Below are 15,860 nucleotides of genomic sequence, written 5' to 3'. Positions count from 1 at the left end.
AAATGTTAGGCATGAGCCCATTCGTCAATCCAACGAGAGAGTACTTTAGCCCAGTCATCACGATCATTTAAGCAAGGGATAGTGGTAAATTCTTTACCACCTACTTCATGAAAAATTTCTTCACCTTCCATGGCAATTTCTTCTAAGGTCTCTAAGCAATCGGAAACAAATGCAGGAGTTACAATAGCCATTTTTTTGGTGCCCTCTTTACCCATGCGCTCAATAGTACGATCGGTGTAAGGTTGCAACCAAGGATCAAAACCTAAACGTGATTGAAAACTGGTGCTATAGGTACCTTCTTTAAGTTGTAATGTTTCGGCAACTAAGCGAGTGGTTTCATAGCATTGATGACGGTAACAGTATGTATGTGCTTCCGAAGCAGTTTTACAACAACTACCATCTATTTTACAATGTGATTTTGTAATATCACTTTTACGGATATGTCTCTCGGGAACTCCATGATAACTAAATAAAAGGTGTTCATAATCCAATCCGTCTAGTTTTTCACCAATACTTTTTGAAAGTACGTTTACATAATCGGGATGTTTATAAAATGCAGGTAATGAGGTGAGCTGCATTTTAGGAAAGTGCTTTTGTGTAAGCTCATTGGCTAATACCAAAATAGTCTCGGTAGTGGCCATGGCAAATTGTGGGTATAAGGGAATAATAAATACATCATCAACACCTTGATCATGCAACTCCCGTAAGCCTTTTTCCATACTCATTGAACCGTATCGCATGGCAAGTGATACAGGAACACTAGTCATATCATCAATTTTAGCGGTTAAGCGTTCGGATAATACAATAAGTGGAGAACCCTCGTCCCACCAAATTTTTTGATAAGCTGCAGCGGATTTTTTTGGACGTGTATTTAAAATGATTCCTTTAACAAGCAATGTTCGTGCTAGTTTTGGAAGATCGATGACACGCTCATCCATTAAAAATTCGCCTAAGTATTTTTTAACATCTTTTGGATCAGTACTATCTGGGGATCCTAAATTTACTAGTAATACTCCTTTTGCCATATACTATTTTTTTGTAAAAATAGGCTTTTACAAGTAAACAGATATTAAGAAAATCACATAAACAAATAGGATTAATTGATAAAAATATAGACAAAGGCTATTGAATCCAGAGTATGGAACAGAAAATTTATTCCGTACTCATAACCAAATTTTTTGCATACTCTGGATTGGATTTAGTTTCAATAATTTTTAAAAACAAGGCTCTTTTCCATATGGATTGGCATTGTGATCAATAGTAAAATTGAATTTTTTTCCATCTTTACCACGCGTGTATTCTACATAATCCCAAATACCAGAATGTGTTAATTTATAGGTGCCGTTCACATTGCCTTCATAAATTTCTTTGTAAAAAGTAGTGGTTGTTGGATGAGCTCCTCCTTCGGTAGTCTCTTGTTTTTCAAAAGTAATTGGAATACTCGTTTTTTGACCTTTATATTTTACTTCAATAGCTCTTTGTTTTTCCGTAAAACTAAACCAAATGATCATTTTAGGATTTTCATTGTTTTTATAACAAATAAAATGATCTACAATGGGAGGGGCTTCCGCCTCTTGATTCGAATCACTTTTTTCTACTGGGATAGCCTCTAATTGAGGGGGCTCATTATTGCTATTTGTTTGTTCGGTCGTAACAGAGGTTTCGTTTATTTTTTTCTCAGTTTTTTTGCATGAAGCAAATAGTGTTAAAACAAAAAATAGAGAGATGAATTTTTTCATGGTATTTAATATGTAATTCCTATTAGTTTAAAATATAAAGGTAGTTTAAAACGATTTTATAAAACTATTCTAAGCAAATGTATAGTTAATGAATAACGTTAAGGTATTGTTTTATGTTGTTAAACTTGTGTTTAAATAGGTGTCAAGCCTTGTAAAAACTGACCCCCATCCATTAAGAATTCCCATTTTTTCTTGTGCAATACGATAGGCTTCCGTGGGGTGAATGACATTAAAAGTAAAATCAGTTTGTGAACCATTTTTTTTGAATAGGGCTTCGATTTCAACTCCTTCGGTCATGGGTCTAAAGTCAGCTGATGAACTAATTTTTTCAAGCGGTACTATATCAGTATAGGTACCTTCTGCTATAAATTCATTTCCATCGGGCATTGGCATTACGTATTTCCATTTTCCGCCAATTTTAAAGTGGTGTTCAATTACTTTTGTTTCCATACCCTTAGGGCTCCACCATTGGGCAATGTGCTCTGGCTGTGTCCAAGCTTCCCAAACTAATTCAATTGAGGTATCAAAAGTGCGTTTAATACTAACAGTTCTATTCGATTTATCCATTTTTTGAGTTTTTTAATTTCATTAAATAATGTTCAAAGGAGTCAAGCTTTTCTTCCCATAATTTTTGATACTGTTCTAACCATAAAAAAGCAGGAAGTAGATTTTTAGGTTCAATTTGACAATATCGCTCCCTTCCTTTTTTATGAATTTGGATGATTCCGCATTCATTTAAAATTTTTATATGTTTTGAAATTGCAGGCCTGCTGATTTCAAACTTATCGGCCACTTCGTTAACCGTTAATACTTCATTTGATACTAACTCTATAATTTTCCTTCTAACTGGATCCGAAATGGCTTGAAAAACATCTCTACGCATATAATATATAACTAATTGGTTACTAATTTATGTGTAATTAAACGGTTACGCAATTTTTTTAAGTCTTTTGTGTTTTTTTTAAGAAGTTAATCGATTCTGAAATAATATGGTATTATCCCAGTATTTTTGTGTCAAAACCATCAATACTAAGCGTGTTTCGGTTTTTCCAGTATTCTTCAATTTTAGCAGTACCTTGTTTTGTTGACCAATCATTTAAGGTGGTGCGCTCTTCTTTGTAATCCATAAATGGAACAGCAAAGCCGCATGATGTTTGTACTAAATCCACATCCATTTCAATAATTTGTCTAGCGCCTGTATTATCGGGGAATAAATGGGAATAGTTGGTAAATTCAATATCCCTTTTATGGTAAATTTTGGCTTTTCCATAAAGTCTTAAAATTATAGGTTTCCCTTCAAAGGCACAAAACATAATGGTCATGCGATTATTTTTGATAAGGTGAGCGGCAGTTTCATTTCCGCTACCTGTTAAATTTAACCACACAATTTTATTTTGATCAATCACCCTAAAAGAATCGGTACCTTTTGGTGATACATTTACACGGCCATCACTTGCTGCTGTACCCACAAAAAAGAGAGGTTGCTTTTCAATAAAACTTTTTAATTCTGGAGTAATTTGATCTAATTGCTTTCCCATAATGTTGTGCTTTTATATTTCTGTTATAAACTTACAGCATTAATTTTTTGAGTTTCTTAAAGAAATAATAAAAGGGGAACTAATTGTAATATTAAAAGTTGCTATTTGTTGAGTAATTGAATTAAGGCTTCATTAAAAAGTTGAACCCCTGTTTGGTTTAAATGATGGTAGTCAGAAAAATGTAAGCTGTCCTCTAGCTTTAGGGTTTTGTTAAAGTTATAATAAGGAGCATAGGAGCATAGGAGCTCATGGTGTGATCAAAGTCATTTGTATTGGTGTAACTCGTATAAAAACTAGCTGAAACAGGTGCAAAAACGAGTGTAAGTGTAATGTTACGCTTTTTTATTTCGTGTATTATTTCTTTAAAAAAAGGAAGGTGTTTTTTATCAATTACTATTTTTTTAGGAGGAAATGATGTGGGTGTATAGTACTTCATTTCGGCTTCAACAAAACCTCCTTTAACATAGGTATCTCCTTTTTTTTGCACAGGTTCATTAAAGGAATCGTTAGCGGATAATAAGTTTTTAATTAAACCATAAATGAGGGTGTTATATGTTTTAATATGGTTGAGTTGATAAGCCATTTTAAATGAAAGCGCATCATTTTTATCATTAGCAATAATATCCAACGAAGATTCTATGCCATCAATCATAAAGGTTTCGGGGTAAACTTCGTAAACAATAGATTTAGGTTTTATATGGTCTAAATACCTTTTTAAAAGGAGCAAGGTTTGTACTGGGGTTTGCGAGCTAGAACCTAAATTGAATGTTTTTAATTTATGCGAAGTGAAAATTCTGGGATCAAAACCACGATACGCATGCGAGGATCCTAAAAAAAGGATATCGACACTATTAATTTTTTTAATCTCCTGTATTCGAGAAAATAGATGTCCTTTTGAACCTATTCGATAATTGAGGTTTGGTTTTAAGGATGTAGGAGCAAAAGTTCCCCATAAAAAAATACTACTCGCATATATGAAGAAGGCAAACAAAATGAATATGAAAAAGAGGGAGATAAATTTTTTCATTTTTGTTTAAAATTGAAAGTAAATAAAAGGGGTTTCTTCGGTTTGCATAAACATTCCTATAACAAATATAATTAAGGCATAAAAAGACCATCTTAATGGTCTGCGCCAAGTAAGTCCAATTTTTTCAATGGCATATTCATTTTGGCGGCCGATCCATTCTACAAGCATAAATATTCCTATGATCAACAATAAGACTAAAGCCTTTGGAATTTCATTAAAATTAGGCGCTTTAAATAATGATGGAGACCATATTCCTGATATATATTTTAACGCATGCGAAATTGTTTCTGCTCTAAAAAAAATCCATGCAAATACAGTTAGTCCAAAGGTAGCTAAAATGGAAAAAAACTCTTTAAAATTAGGGAATAGCTTGTTTTTGGCGACTATTTCGATATGGTTTCGATTGTTTTTGGTGAGTAATAAGGGCAGAAAATAAAGTGCGTTTAAGCCTCCCCAAATAACGAATGTCCAGTTGGCACCATGCCAAAAACCACTTACTAAAAAAATGATAAATGTGTTTCTTATTTGTTGGAGTTTACTCCCTTTACTTCCGCCTAAAGGAATGTATACATAATCCCGAAACCAGGTGGATAAAGATATGTGCCAGCGTCGCCAAAATTCACCTACATCTCGAGAAAAATAAGGGAAGGCAAAATTTTTCATTAAGTTGAATCCAAATAATCGGGAAGTTCCAATGACTATATCCGAATAGCCAGAAAAATCACCATAAATTTGAAACGTAAAAAAGAAAGCTCCTAAGATTAATGAACTGGCATTGAGTTCACTCGAATTGTTAAAAATTTGATTCGCAAATTCGGCACAATTATCGGCAATGACTACTTTTTTTAAAATTCCCCAGAGTATTTGGCGCAGTCCGTCTATAGCTTTGGAATAGTTAAAAATACGTTTGGTATGGAATTGGGGAAGTAGGTTTGTAGCCCTTTCGATAGGACCAGCGACTAGTTGAGGAAAAAAACTTACAAACGCAGAAAAAGCAATAACATTTTTAGTGGGCTCAAGTTTTTTTCTGTACACATCAATGGTGTAACTCAATGTTTGAAAAGTATAAAAACTAATACCCACTGGGAGTATGATATTTAAGGTGCTAGTATTAATTTTAGTACCCAAAAAGGAAAAAGCGGTACTAAAGTTTTCCAGGAAAAAATGGTAATATTTAAAAAAACCAAGTAAGCCAAGGTTGAGGCATATACTTGTCCAAAGTAACAGTTTTCTTAATAAAACAGTATGTTGTTTTGCTAAAAGGATACCAATGGAGTAGTCGGCTAAGGTGCTAAAACCAATTAAAAATAAGAATCGCCAGTCCCACCAACCGTAAAATAGATAACTAGCCATGACAAGTATGGCATTTTGAAAGCTTACTTGTTTATTGGGGATAGCCCAATAGCATATAAATACTATGGGTAAAAAAAGTGCAAAATCAATAGAATTGAATAGCATTGTTTAGTTAAAGGTTGTATGCTAGGCTTAGTGTTATAAATCATTGGTAAATATATATTAAAAATAGGATAGTTAAACCCGAATTATGCATTAGCAATTTGTTACGAGTATTGAAAGTTCAATAAAATAAAGCGTTTTCTTGATTTCGGCATAACAGTGTTATGGTTAAGGAGGGGCAAATTGATTAGAGGGGTATTAGTTATAAAACGCACTAAGGAACCTAATCCAATGGAACGGGTTTATCAAGAAAAATCAAGCTTCTTCCTTTTTTATGTAAATAGCCTTTAAGTTAAAGATAGTTTTGGTTTAAATCACAACTTTAAAACAAAATGAAGCGATATCTTTTATTTTTTTTACTACTCGGAACAACAGTTGCTAATGCACAAAAAAGATACACAATTAGTGGGTCTATTTCGGAAAAAGAAACCGGAGAAAAATTATTTGGAGTGAATGTGTTAGCAAGTACAACACAGGGTACAATTACAAATGATTATGGTTTTTATTCGATTACATTACCAGAAGGAGTGTATAAACTTAAAATAAATTATTTAGGATTTAAGGACATTGAATTGGAGCTTAATTTGGATAAGCATATGAAGCTTGATTTTGAGCTTGAGGAAAGTTTAGATCAGTTAAAAGAAGTGGTTATTTCAAGTAATAGTACTAGTAAAGCTGTTACTTCTACCGAAATGAGTGTGTCTGTATTATCGGCCAAAACGATTAAAAAATTACCAATGGTTTTAGGGGAACCAGATTTGTTAAAATCTATTCAACTTTTACCAGGTGTTTCTAGTGTTAATGAAGCCTCCTCCGGATTTAATGTCCGAGGGGGGTCTTCTGATCAAAATTTAATTTTATTGGATGAAGCTACCATTTATAATGCGTCTCATTTATTCGGATTTTTCTCGGTATTTAATACAAGTGCTGTAAAGGATATGAAACTGTATAAAGGAGGAATTCCTTCGGTATATGGAGGGCGACTTTCATCGGTTTTGGATATTAAACAGAAGGAAGGGAATAAGAAAAAATTTGGAGGCACATTAGGACTAGGCTTAATTTCAAGTAAAGCCTTAATTGAAGGGCCTATTTAGAAAGGAGATAGAGAAGAAGGAAAAGGAAGTTTTATGCTCGCAGGGCGGAGGTCTTATATTGATGTTTTTTCATCATTATCAGAAGATTTTAAAAATAGCACCCTCTTTTTTTATGATATTAATTTAAAGGCCAACTACAAGTTAAATGATAAAAACAATGTTTTTCTTTCCAGTTATTTTGGGAGAGATCATTTTGAGTTGGATAATTTAGTGGGGGCTATTTGGGGAAATGCTTCCGGTACCATACGGTGGACAAGTATTTTAAATGATAAATTGTTTTTACAAACTTCAGCCATATTTAGTAATTATGATTATACGCTTGATAATTTAAGAAGTGGTTCAAGCTTTAGATGGAAATCGAATATTACCAACTATAATTTTAAACCAAGATTAATATGGTATTTGAATTCGAAAAACACCATAAGGACTGGACTAGACTATACGTATTATAATTTTAAACCAGGTGAAATTGAAGCATTAAATGGATCGGGTATAAATCCTGAAAAATTTGAAGAAAAGTTTGGTACAGAAGGAGCCGTTTACGTTGATGTAAAGCAAGAGTTGTCTGAAAAATTAAGTTTACAGTACGGGCTAAGACTTTCTAACTTCTCCCGTAGGGGAAAAGATAGAATACCTACTTATGCAACTGGAAGCCCATTGACATATAATGCACTTCAGGATATTTATGAAGAAAATGAGGTAATTGATGATGTTTCATATGGAATAGGTGCTAAAATTAAAGAGTATTGGGGTGTTGAACCACGGTTTAGTTCAAGGTATTTAATTAATGATATGAATTCTGTAAAGTTTAGTTATAACAGAATGTACCAATATTTGCATTTAATTTCTAATACTACATCGGCAACTCCACTAGATATTTGGGCGCCTAGTGGGCCTTTTTTAAAGCCACAATCCGTAGATCAGTTTGCCATTGGGTATTTTAAAAATTTTAATAATAATAAATACAATTTTAGTGTTGAAGCTTATCATAAAAGTTTTAACGATGTTACCGATTTTATTGATGGGGCTGACTTGTTGTTTACAGAAAATATTGAAACACAAATAGCGCAAGGAAAAGGAAGGGCTTATGGCTTGGAATTTCAGTTAAATAAAAGTAGTGGGAAGTTAACTGGTTGGGTAAATTATACTTTAGCACGTAGTGAACGAAAAATACAGGGTATTAATAATAATGATTATTATCCTACGAATAATGATCAGTTACATGAATTTAATATTGTGGGATTATACAAGCTCAATGAGCGCTGGGATTTTGGGGCTAATTTTATTTTTGGATCTGGTCGACCGGTAACATATCCCACCGGGAAATATAAGCAGACAGGTTTAGTAGTAACAGATTACCAAAATAGAAATGGAGATCGATTACCTGCCTATCATCGATTGGATATATCTGCGACCTTAAATCCAAAAGTAGGTAAAAGAGGGAAATGGATTTTTAGTGTGGCTAATGTTTATAATAGGCAAAATGCGGCTTCAATTTATTTCAATGAGGTAAGTGAGGTAAATGACAAACAGGTAGCTACCGGTAGAACGCAAGCAACTAAGCTTTCCTTTTTTGGAATTGTACCAACACTTAGTTATCAATTTAAATTTTAAATCTACGCACAAAAAATAGGCTTTTTAATTAAGGATATTTTGAAATTAGTACAACATATTGATATTCAATTTTAGATAATTATATTATGAAACAAATACTTTATATTTTATTAGCGATAGGGTTTTACAGTTGTGAGACCGATGTAACTAGTGATATTACATTAAAAGGAAGCACGCCTAGATTAGTTGTAAATGGTGGTATTGAAAGAAATACAATAACTCCTTTAAATGAACAAAAAATCGAGTTATCGACTAGCGTAGGTTTTTTAGATAAAGAGGAGCCTGCACCAGTAACTAATGCCAGTGTTATAGTTAATGATGGAACGAATGATTTTGAGTTTTTACATACCTCAAATGGCATATATACAAATGATCGTATTGAGGCAAAATTAAATACTAAATACAGCATAAGTATACAATGGAATAATGAGACCTACACTGGAGAAGATTTTTTGAATGAAGTGCCAGATTTTGATCGTGTATATAGTGTTTTCGAAGAAGAGACCTTATTTACAGATCAAGGTTATTTTTTAAACTTTGATGCAACAGATCCCGTTAATGTAGCTAACTATTATTATTACCGTGTATTTAAAAATGATGAATTTACCATAGTTCCAGATCCCGGGAATAATGTAACTATTATTGAAAAAGATCAATTTTTTGATGGTAAGTCACGTGTAGGGGTTAATCCAAATGAAGAGGTGAGTTTTGAAATAGGTGATAAAGCGGGGGTACAGCAACTGGCAATTTCGGAAAATTATTATGATTATCTAGTTGAATTGTTTACACAAACTGGGAGTCAAGGCTTTTCATTAATTGGAAATCCACCACCGGCATCCATAAGGAGTAATTTAGTGAATATAAATACTCCCAAAAATAGAGCTTTAGGTTATTTTTATGCCACCGATGTTAAGGAAGCTTCATTAGTAATTTCAGAATAAATTTTAAATAAGTTAAGGTGCTAAAAAACGGAAGAATTTATATATATATCTTAATTACCTTTTTAACGGTGTTTTATAATTTTTTATATGAAATAGAAGAAGATACCTTAGATGAGGCCATTTTTGAAACCCTTATATTATTTCCATGTATATTGTTGTTCATTATATTAATTTATTATTCAAGGATATTAATTTTTAATAATAAAACAATTGTCAATTATCTTAAGAAACCTAATTACTATAAATTAGTTTTAATGGGGGTAATTATTTTTAAATCAATAGGCATCAGTTTTGTAGCCCGGTTTATAGCGAATCTAGCTTTTAATGATGATGATGTTATTACTTTTTTTGATTTAATTTTTTGGGCAATTCTAATGGGTACGCTTGTTATAACTTCTTTTGTGTACTTTTTTGAACATTTTATTTCAACCACTGAGAAAAGTCATTACGCGGCTTTAGAGTTGTCTAAATACGAAAAGGAAAAAGTGATTTCGAAATATTTATCTCTTAAAAAACAATTAAATCCTCACTTTTTATTCAATAGTTTCAATAGTTTGATTAGTTTAATTCCAAATGATACTAAAAAGGCAGAAGATTTTGTGGAGGAATTGTCAAGTATTTACAGGTATAATCTTATCCAAAGTGATGAAATTGTAGTATCGCTCTCCAAAGAATTGGATATGATTGAATCCTATATTTATTTACAAAAAATTCGTTTTGGAGCTGCTTTAGTTTATAATGAAAATATAGATCTAGTCACTAAATTTATGTTGTTACCTCCCATGACATTACAATTGTTGGTTGAAAATGCCATAAAGCATAACAAAGTATCATTAAAAACACCATTACTAGTTGAGGTATATACAACTCAAAATTTTGTTATAGTTAAAAATAATTTACAGCTTAAGGATAAAAATGATTATCAATTAGATTCGTTGGGAATAGGCTTAAAAAATTTAGAAAATCAGATTAAATTGATTACCGATAATAAATTGATCATAGAAAAAACTAAAGATAGTTACATTGTATATGTGCCATTAATTAAAGGGGAGTTAGATGATTAAAGTGTTAATTGTAGAGGATGAGGATTTGGCAGCCAATAGGCTCGGTAAGGCTTTACGCGAACTAGATTCTGATATTGATATAATAGGTAGAACAACATCTGTTGAGGAAACAAAAGTATTTTTAGAAACCCATGAGATTGATTTGTTTTTTTTAGATATCAATCTTTCCGATGGGTATTCTTTTGAAATATTTAAAAATGACCAGGCAAACCTAACTCCTGTAATTTTTACCACAGCTTATTCGGAATTTGCTATTAAATCATTTGAATTAAATAGTGTGTCCTATTTGTTAAAACCTATTAATAAAAAACAATTAGCAGAGGCTTTTGATAAATTTAAACGCTTGCATTATGTAGATTCTAGTTTGAATAAAGTCGATTACAGTGACTTGTTGGATAGTCTAATGTTAAAGCAAAAAAAAAGATTTTTAATAAAAGTAAACACAAAATTACACGCAATAAATAGCAAGGATATTGCCTATTTTTTTTCGGAAGATAAATTGAGCTTTATAATGTTATGGTCTGGGAAATTATTTCCGATAGAAAAATCATTGAAAGCTATTGAAGGAGAATTGCATTCCAATTCATTTTTCCGGATAAATAAACGTTATTTAGTACATTTGGATGCCATTGAACAAATGTACTACACATCTAAATCTAAAATAAAAATTGAATTAAAGCCATCAAATAAAAATGATACTTCTCCAATATTTGTGGCCATTGAAAAAATAGGAAAATTTAAAAAATGGCTTTCTCTTTAGTCGTGTATTTCATCAGTTTTTTTCAAAATTATTTTATTCCTTTTTTAATTTAAGAAAATTCCTCAATTATAAATTGTAGAATTTTTGATGTTTTTATTGGAATAACAGCCCTATTTATTTGAAGTTTCTTTAACCCGAATTATGCATTAAAAACTTATTACGTCTGCGATCTACTTCAAGTAGTATCCGTAAACTGTATTTTTTAATTTAACCATAACGGTGCTATGTTGAAATTAAGAAAATACTAGTATTTATTGTATGTCACAGCCTCATGACAAAGTTTCAATGCATAATTCGGGTTAAAGTGAAAATTAGACTTTTACTTTAAATAAATGATGGTTTTCTATTTGTTTTTTAGCTAGTTATGTTTTTTTAAAGTTTTATAAAAACAACCCTAGAAACAGTGAAAAACTTTCACTGTTTCTAGGGGGTATATGCCCTATTCCTTCATTGTAATTTAGCCGATAAGGAAGATAGAAATAATTTAATAATCAATATAAAATTTAAAATTATGACAAAATTTTTTAAAAAATCCAGTTATTATTTAGCTGCTATTTTATTGGCTAGTTGTACATCAGAAGAAACTGATGATCAAATTGGTTTAGGTACAGAAATTCAAACTCAAAACCTTTCATTAATCTCAAGTGGAGATGTGCTATATGATACTTTAATTGGTTGGGGGTATAAAGCAGATCAAATTGAAGATTTAGGAGAATTTTATTTAGTTGATGGAGATATGGTTTTTGATAAATCTAAGAGCTATAGCGATCCAACTCTTTCGAGAATAGATAGAAATATAGTTACGCAAGAGCTTGTTAATATTTGGATCCATCCTGATATGGATAATAGTTGGATTGATGCTTCAAATGAAGCTGTTAAAAGGTGGAATGCTCAACTTGAGGATATAACATTGATTACGGTTACGGATAGAGATAGTGCAGATATGGAAATATTGTATGATAGTTTAGAAACAGATGATCGCTATACATTTTTACCTTTAAGTACAAGAACTTTTGGAAGAGTAGAAGGTTTTCCAACATCAGATGGTAAGTCGGGTAGCAAAGCTTGGTTGAATCCAGATTTTAATGCTTGTTTTGGAGGTGTTACACAAAGTTTACGTATAGCAAATGTACAGCACGAAATAGGACATAACCTTGGTTTTCATCATACCAATAGAGGTTTTGGATTCCATATAGAAGGAACACCTACTTCAGACCCTAGATCGGTGATGAATGGAGGAAGCGCTTGTAGGTTAAATGACTTTAGTGAAGGGGATGTTTTAGGAATTAAAATTATTTATGGAGTAGGAGATGCTGCAGGGGGTTTATTAGATACTTATAGTGTGCCTCGTAGTACTGGTATTCCTAACGGGTTTAGGAAATATAGTAATGTACATACTATAGGGGCTAATGGACCAAATCTGGATAATGTATTTAATTCAGTATTAAATTGGTGGGGAAATTCAAATAACCCCAATGCTTTATATCAGTTTACATTAGAAACTAATGATGGTACACCTAGACATTATACTAATATTTCTGATTTTGCTAGTTACCAGTTACATGCTGCAAATCCAGAAATAACTATTAATTCTTCATCAGGTTTTTCAAATTTATCAGGAGATTATTGGTTAAATCTTGACGGGGATAATCTTGTTTTAGTTGAAAAAAGTGGGGCTTATGCGTTGTATTTTTCAAACTCTAGCGAGGCACCATCTAACTAAAATATTAGACTCTATTTAAGTATAAAATAATGAGCTATTGCATTTAATTTTTATGTGAAGCAGTTAGCATGTTGTTTTAAATTTTAAGCTCTCTTTTAGAGTAGTTTTTTAACTAGAATAATTAATCAATATATAATTTAAAATCATGACAAAATTTTTTAATAGATTCAGTTTTTATTTGGCCACTATTTTATTGGCTAGTTGCGCTTCGGAGGAAGCAGATAATCAAATTGATTTAGGTACAGAAATTCAAACTCAAAAATTTTCACTACCCTCTGGTAATGATGTATTGTACAATACGTTGATAGGTTGGGGGTATAAACCTGATCAAATCGAAGATTTGGGGGAGTTTTATTTAGTGGCAGGAGATATTATTTTTGATAAATCAAAAATTTATAGTGATCCAACGCTTTCAAGAATAGACGGAAATATTGTAACCAAAGAAATTGTTAATGTTTGGATACACCCAGGCATGAATAGTTCTTGGATTAGTGCATCAAACGACGCATTAAAAAGATGGAATAATGAATTAGAAAAGATAAGTTTACAGACAGTTTCTAATAGGCAAATTGCCGATATAGAGATATTATACGATAGTTTAGAAACAGATCCAACTTTTGATAGGTTGCCTTTGCCAGATTCTGCATTTGGTTATGCTCGTTTTCCAACAGTCGATGGGAGTCCTGGGATAAAAATTTGGGTAAATCCCCGTTTTGATGTTTGTAATGGTCCAATAAGACAAAGTCAACGTATAGCAAATGTTCAACATGAGCTAGGGCATAATTTAGGGTTTCATCATACTAATGATTTTTCTGGATTTCAGGTTGAAGGGACTCCAGAATTTGATGGTGAATCTGTAATGAGAAGTGGGAATGCTTGTTTTTTAGATGATTTTAGTTCGGGGGATATTTTAGGGATTAAAATTATATATGGAGCAGATACTGCAGGGAATTTATTAACTAAATATGATGTTCCTCGAAGTACTGGAATTCCAAATGGATTTAGAAAATACAGTAATGTTCATGTCATAGGGATTAATGGTCCTAATTTAAATAATGTATTTAACTCTGTATTAAATTGGTGGGGGAATTCTAATAACCCAAATGGATTGCATCAATTTACATTAGAAACCAATAACGGAACTCCTAGAAGTTATACTAATATTGTTGATTTTGCTAGTTATCAATTGCATCAGGCAAACCCAGAAATAACCATTAATGCTTCGTCTGGTTTTTCAAATTTATCGGGAAATTATTGGATAAATATTGATGGTGATAACCTCGTTTTAGTTGAAAAAAGTGGGACTCATGCTTTATACTTTTCAAATTCTAGTGAAGCGCCATCTAATTAAGATGTAATTCATGTTTAACCCGAATTATATGATAGAAAATTTATTCAGTGTAAGAATCATAGTAAAATCAAATGTTTCACTAGGTTTTTAATTTAACTATTGAGGTGTTATGCTAGAATTGTTAAGGCAATTAATGGTTAATTCCTTAAAGTGAAGTTCTATTGTGTAATTCGGGTTAAATAACATAAATTAGATTTATTTAATCTAAAGGACTCAGGAAAGTAATGTTTAAGGGATAGAACAAGTTAACAGAGCAATGTATTTGTCTTCTTATGTCAGAGGAATTGGTTTTGAGTGAATTTATGAATGCACATCGTAATTTTTTATGTAAAATCTATGATTAGATATTCGATAAAGTGTTACTCGAAAAAAGAAGTTTATATTATTTTGAGTAACATTATTTTTTTAAAATTTAGGAGTGTAAAGTTTTACTGAGGGAGTTTTATTTAAAAACACCTCATTAGCAATAAAGGGGAATATAATTAGATCAATAACAATGATTAGTTTTGGAGTATTTAAGATAATCTATAATGTATAAATTTATAACATCGTATATTTTTGTTTTAGGTTTAACTAGTGTAAAGGCACAAATATTTGAGCCTTTTAATTTGAGGTATCAACATTCGTCCACAGCGAAGGTATCCAAGGCAGGTTTTGAAGATTTTGAAAATACTGAGCGTACCGAACAACAGATTGTAGAGGCTACTTTTAGGTATCCTATTATTTTTGGAAAGCGGAACAACATTTTTTTGCCAGAATTATCGCATAAAATAGTAGGTCGACAATTTGATAATTGGAGGAGTATGGTCGTAGAACCCGCTACAGGAAACTTGACAAGATTATTTTTAAAGGGAATATTTCCTGTAAGTGACAAATGGAACATTTTGGGAGTATTGGCCATTAGTCAAGGAGTTAATAGCGGTGTTTCTTGGAGTTTTAATCATAACTATTACCGGTATGGAGCGGGGCTTGTTATGAATAATAAAAAAGGAAATCAAATTGGAGTTTCCCTACTGATGATTGAAGAATTAGGGTTTCCTGCACCTGCTTTTATTTTTAGAGGGACAAACGGGAAAAATTGGAATTACAGCGTTACCTTTCCACTACTTACAATAATTGAATATAATTTGAACAAAAAATGGCGACTTCGTTTTGAGGAACATCTTGATAACGATCGCTTTGTGTTAAATATTAATTCGAGAGCTAATTATAATCAAGCCATACTTAATTTATCCATTGGACTGAGTTATCAATTAGCCAAACCAATTTTTATGAATGTACAAGCTGGGCTAACTCCCTTAAATGTACTCACGTATTACGAAGACAAAACAACGGACATTGATACAGTCAGTTTTGATATGCAACCCACATTTGGTGCCTCGATTTATATTAGCGTTAACCCAAAAGATTATATAAGTAAATAAATAATATTTAGCAGATAAAATGAGATGTTTTAGTATTGGGTTTTGTGTGAAAAAGTTCAAACGCCACAAGTGGATACTCCGTTTCGATTTGTGCCAGTAATTTCGGAGTAAACCGTGCCACGTATTTCGG

General features: G+C 31.9%; 15 protein-coding genes. 8 read left to right on the top strand and 7 right to left on the bottom strand.

The window, feature by feature from the left end:
* Positions 1-5: 5 nt before the first annotated feature.
* The 7 genes from hemH to KQA_RS0214880 form a co-directional block, all read right to left on the bottom strand.
* The gene (hemH, locus tag KQA_RS0214910; protein WP_010182268.1) at positions 6-1,025 is read right to left on the bottom strand and encodes a ferrochelatase; all 1,020 of its coding nucleotides are present in this window, start codon (positions 1,023-1,025) and stop codon (positions 6-8) included.
* A 189-nt stretch (positions 1,026-1,214) separates the two neighbouring features.
* Positions 1,215-1,739, bottom strand: coding sequence for a hypothetical protein (locus KQA_RS0214905; RefSeq protein WP_010182267.1), 525 nt, complete (start codon positions 1,737-1,739; stop codon positions 1,215-1,217).
* Between the two features lie 111 nt (positions 1,740-1,850).
* Positions 1,851-2,306 carry an SRPBCC family protein gene (locus KQA_RS0214900; RefSeq protein ID WP_010182265.1) on the bottom strand — a complete coding sequence of 152 codons (456 nt, stop codon included), beginning with the start codon at positions 2,304-2,306 and terminating at the stop codon, positions 1,851-1,853.
* Positions 2,299-2,622, bottom strand: coding sequence for an ArsR/SmtB family transcription factor (locus tag KQA_RS0214895; protein WP_010182264.1), 324 nt, complete (start codon positions 2,620-2,622; stop codon positions 2,299-2,301). Before KQA_RS0214895 ends, KQA_RS0214900 begins: the two co-directional genes overlap by 8 nt.
* 112 nt (positions 2,623-2,734) lie before the next feature.
* Positions 2,735-3,277 (bottom strand): pyridoxamine 5'-phosphate oxidase family protein, encoded by a 543-nt coding sequence (locus KQA_RS0214890; RefSeq protein WP_010182263.1) that lies wholly within the window; start codon positions 3,275-3,277, stop codon positions 2,735-2,737.
* 199 nt (positions 3,278-3,476) lie between these two features.
* Positions 3,477-4,304, bottom strand: coding sequence for a hypothetical protein (locus KQA_RS19065; RefSeq protein WP_010182262.1), 828 nt, complete (start codon positions 4,302-4,304; stop codon positions 3,477-3,479).
* Positions 4,305-4,310: 6 nt separating this feature from the next.
* The gene (locus KQA_RS0214880; RefSeq protein ID WP_010182261.1) at positions 4,311-5,762 is read right to left on the bottom strand and encodes an MBOAT family O-acyltransferase; all 1,452 of its coding nucleotides are present in this window, start codon (positions 5,760-5,762) and stop codon (positions 4,311-4,313) included.
* A gap of 329 nt (positions 5,763-6,091) precedes the next feature.
* On the opposite strand from KQA_RS0214880, the gene KQA_RS19685 reads away from it, so the two are divergent.
* The 8 genes from KQA_RS19685 (at position 6,092) to KQA_RS0214845 (ending at position 15,730) form a co-directional block, all read left to right on the top strand.
* Entirely contained in the window at positions 6,092-6,853 is a 762-nt protein-coding gene (locus KQA_RS19685) for a TonB-dependent receptor (RefSeq protein ID WP_010182260.1), read from the top strand.
* Between the two features lie 33 nt (positions 6,854-6,886).
* Positions 6,887-8,467 carry a TonB-dependent receptor plug domain-containing protein gene (locus tag KQA_RS19060; protein ID WP_010182258.1) on the top strand — a complete coding sequence of 527 codons (1,581 nt, stop codon included), beginning with the start codon at positions 6,887-6,889 and terminating at the stop codon, positions 8,465-8,467.
* Between the two features lie 86 nt (positions 8,468-8,553).
* A complete protein-coding gene (locus tag KQA_RS0214870; protein WP_010182257.1) occupies positions 8,554-9,408 on the top strand; it encodes a DUF4249 domain-containing protein in 855 nt (284 codons plus the stop codon).
* A 254-nt stretch (positions 9,409-9,662) separates the two neighbouring features.
* Positions 9,663-10,472 carry a sensor histidine kinase gene (locus tag KQA_RS19680; protein WP_157366723.1) on the top strand — a complete coding sequence of 270 codons (810 nt, stop codon included), beginning with the start codon at positions 9,663-9,665 and terminating at the stop codon, positions 10,470-10,472.
* Entirely contained in the window at positions 10,465-11,232 is a 768-nt protein-coding gene (locus KQA_RS0214860; RefSeq protein ID WP_010182255.1) for a LytR/AlgR family response regulator transcription factor, read from the top strand. The genes KQA_RS19680 and KQA_RS0214860 overlap by 8 nt, the downstream gene beginning before the upstream one ends.
* A 511-nt stretch (positions 11,233-11,743) precedes the next feature.
* The gene (locus tag KQA_RS0214855; protein ID WP_010182254.1) at positions 11,744-12,955 is read left to right on the top strand and encodes a zinc metalloprotease; all 1,212 of its coding nucleotides are present in this window, start codon (positions 11,744-11,746) and stop codon (positions 12,953-12,955) included.
* Between the two features lie 145 nt (positions 12,956-13,100).
* A complete protein-coding gene (locus KQA_RS0214850; protein WP_010182252.1) occupies positions 13,101-14,306 on the top strand; it encodes a zinc metalloprotease in 1,206 nt (401 codons plus the stop codon).
* A 530-nt stretch (positions 14,307-14,836) separates the two neighbouring features.
* A complete protein-coding gene (locus KQA_RS0214845; protein ID WP_010182251.1) occupies positions 14,837-15,730 on the top strand; it encodes a hypothetical protein in 894 nt (297 codons plus the stop codon).
* Positions 15,731-15,860: the final 130 nt, after the last annotated feature.

Origin of the sequence: Aquimarina agarilytica ZC1, assembly GCF_000255455.1 — a bacterium.
Lineage (GTDB): Bacteria > Bacteroidota > Bacteroidia > Flavobacteriales > Flavobacteriaceae > Aquimarina > Aquimarina agarilytica.
The sequence above is the reverse complement of the archived record's forward strand: the minus strand, read 5'-3'. Positions and strand labels throughout refer to the sequence as shown.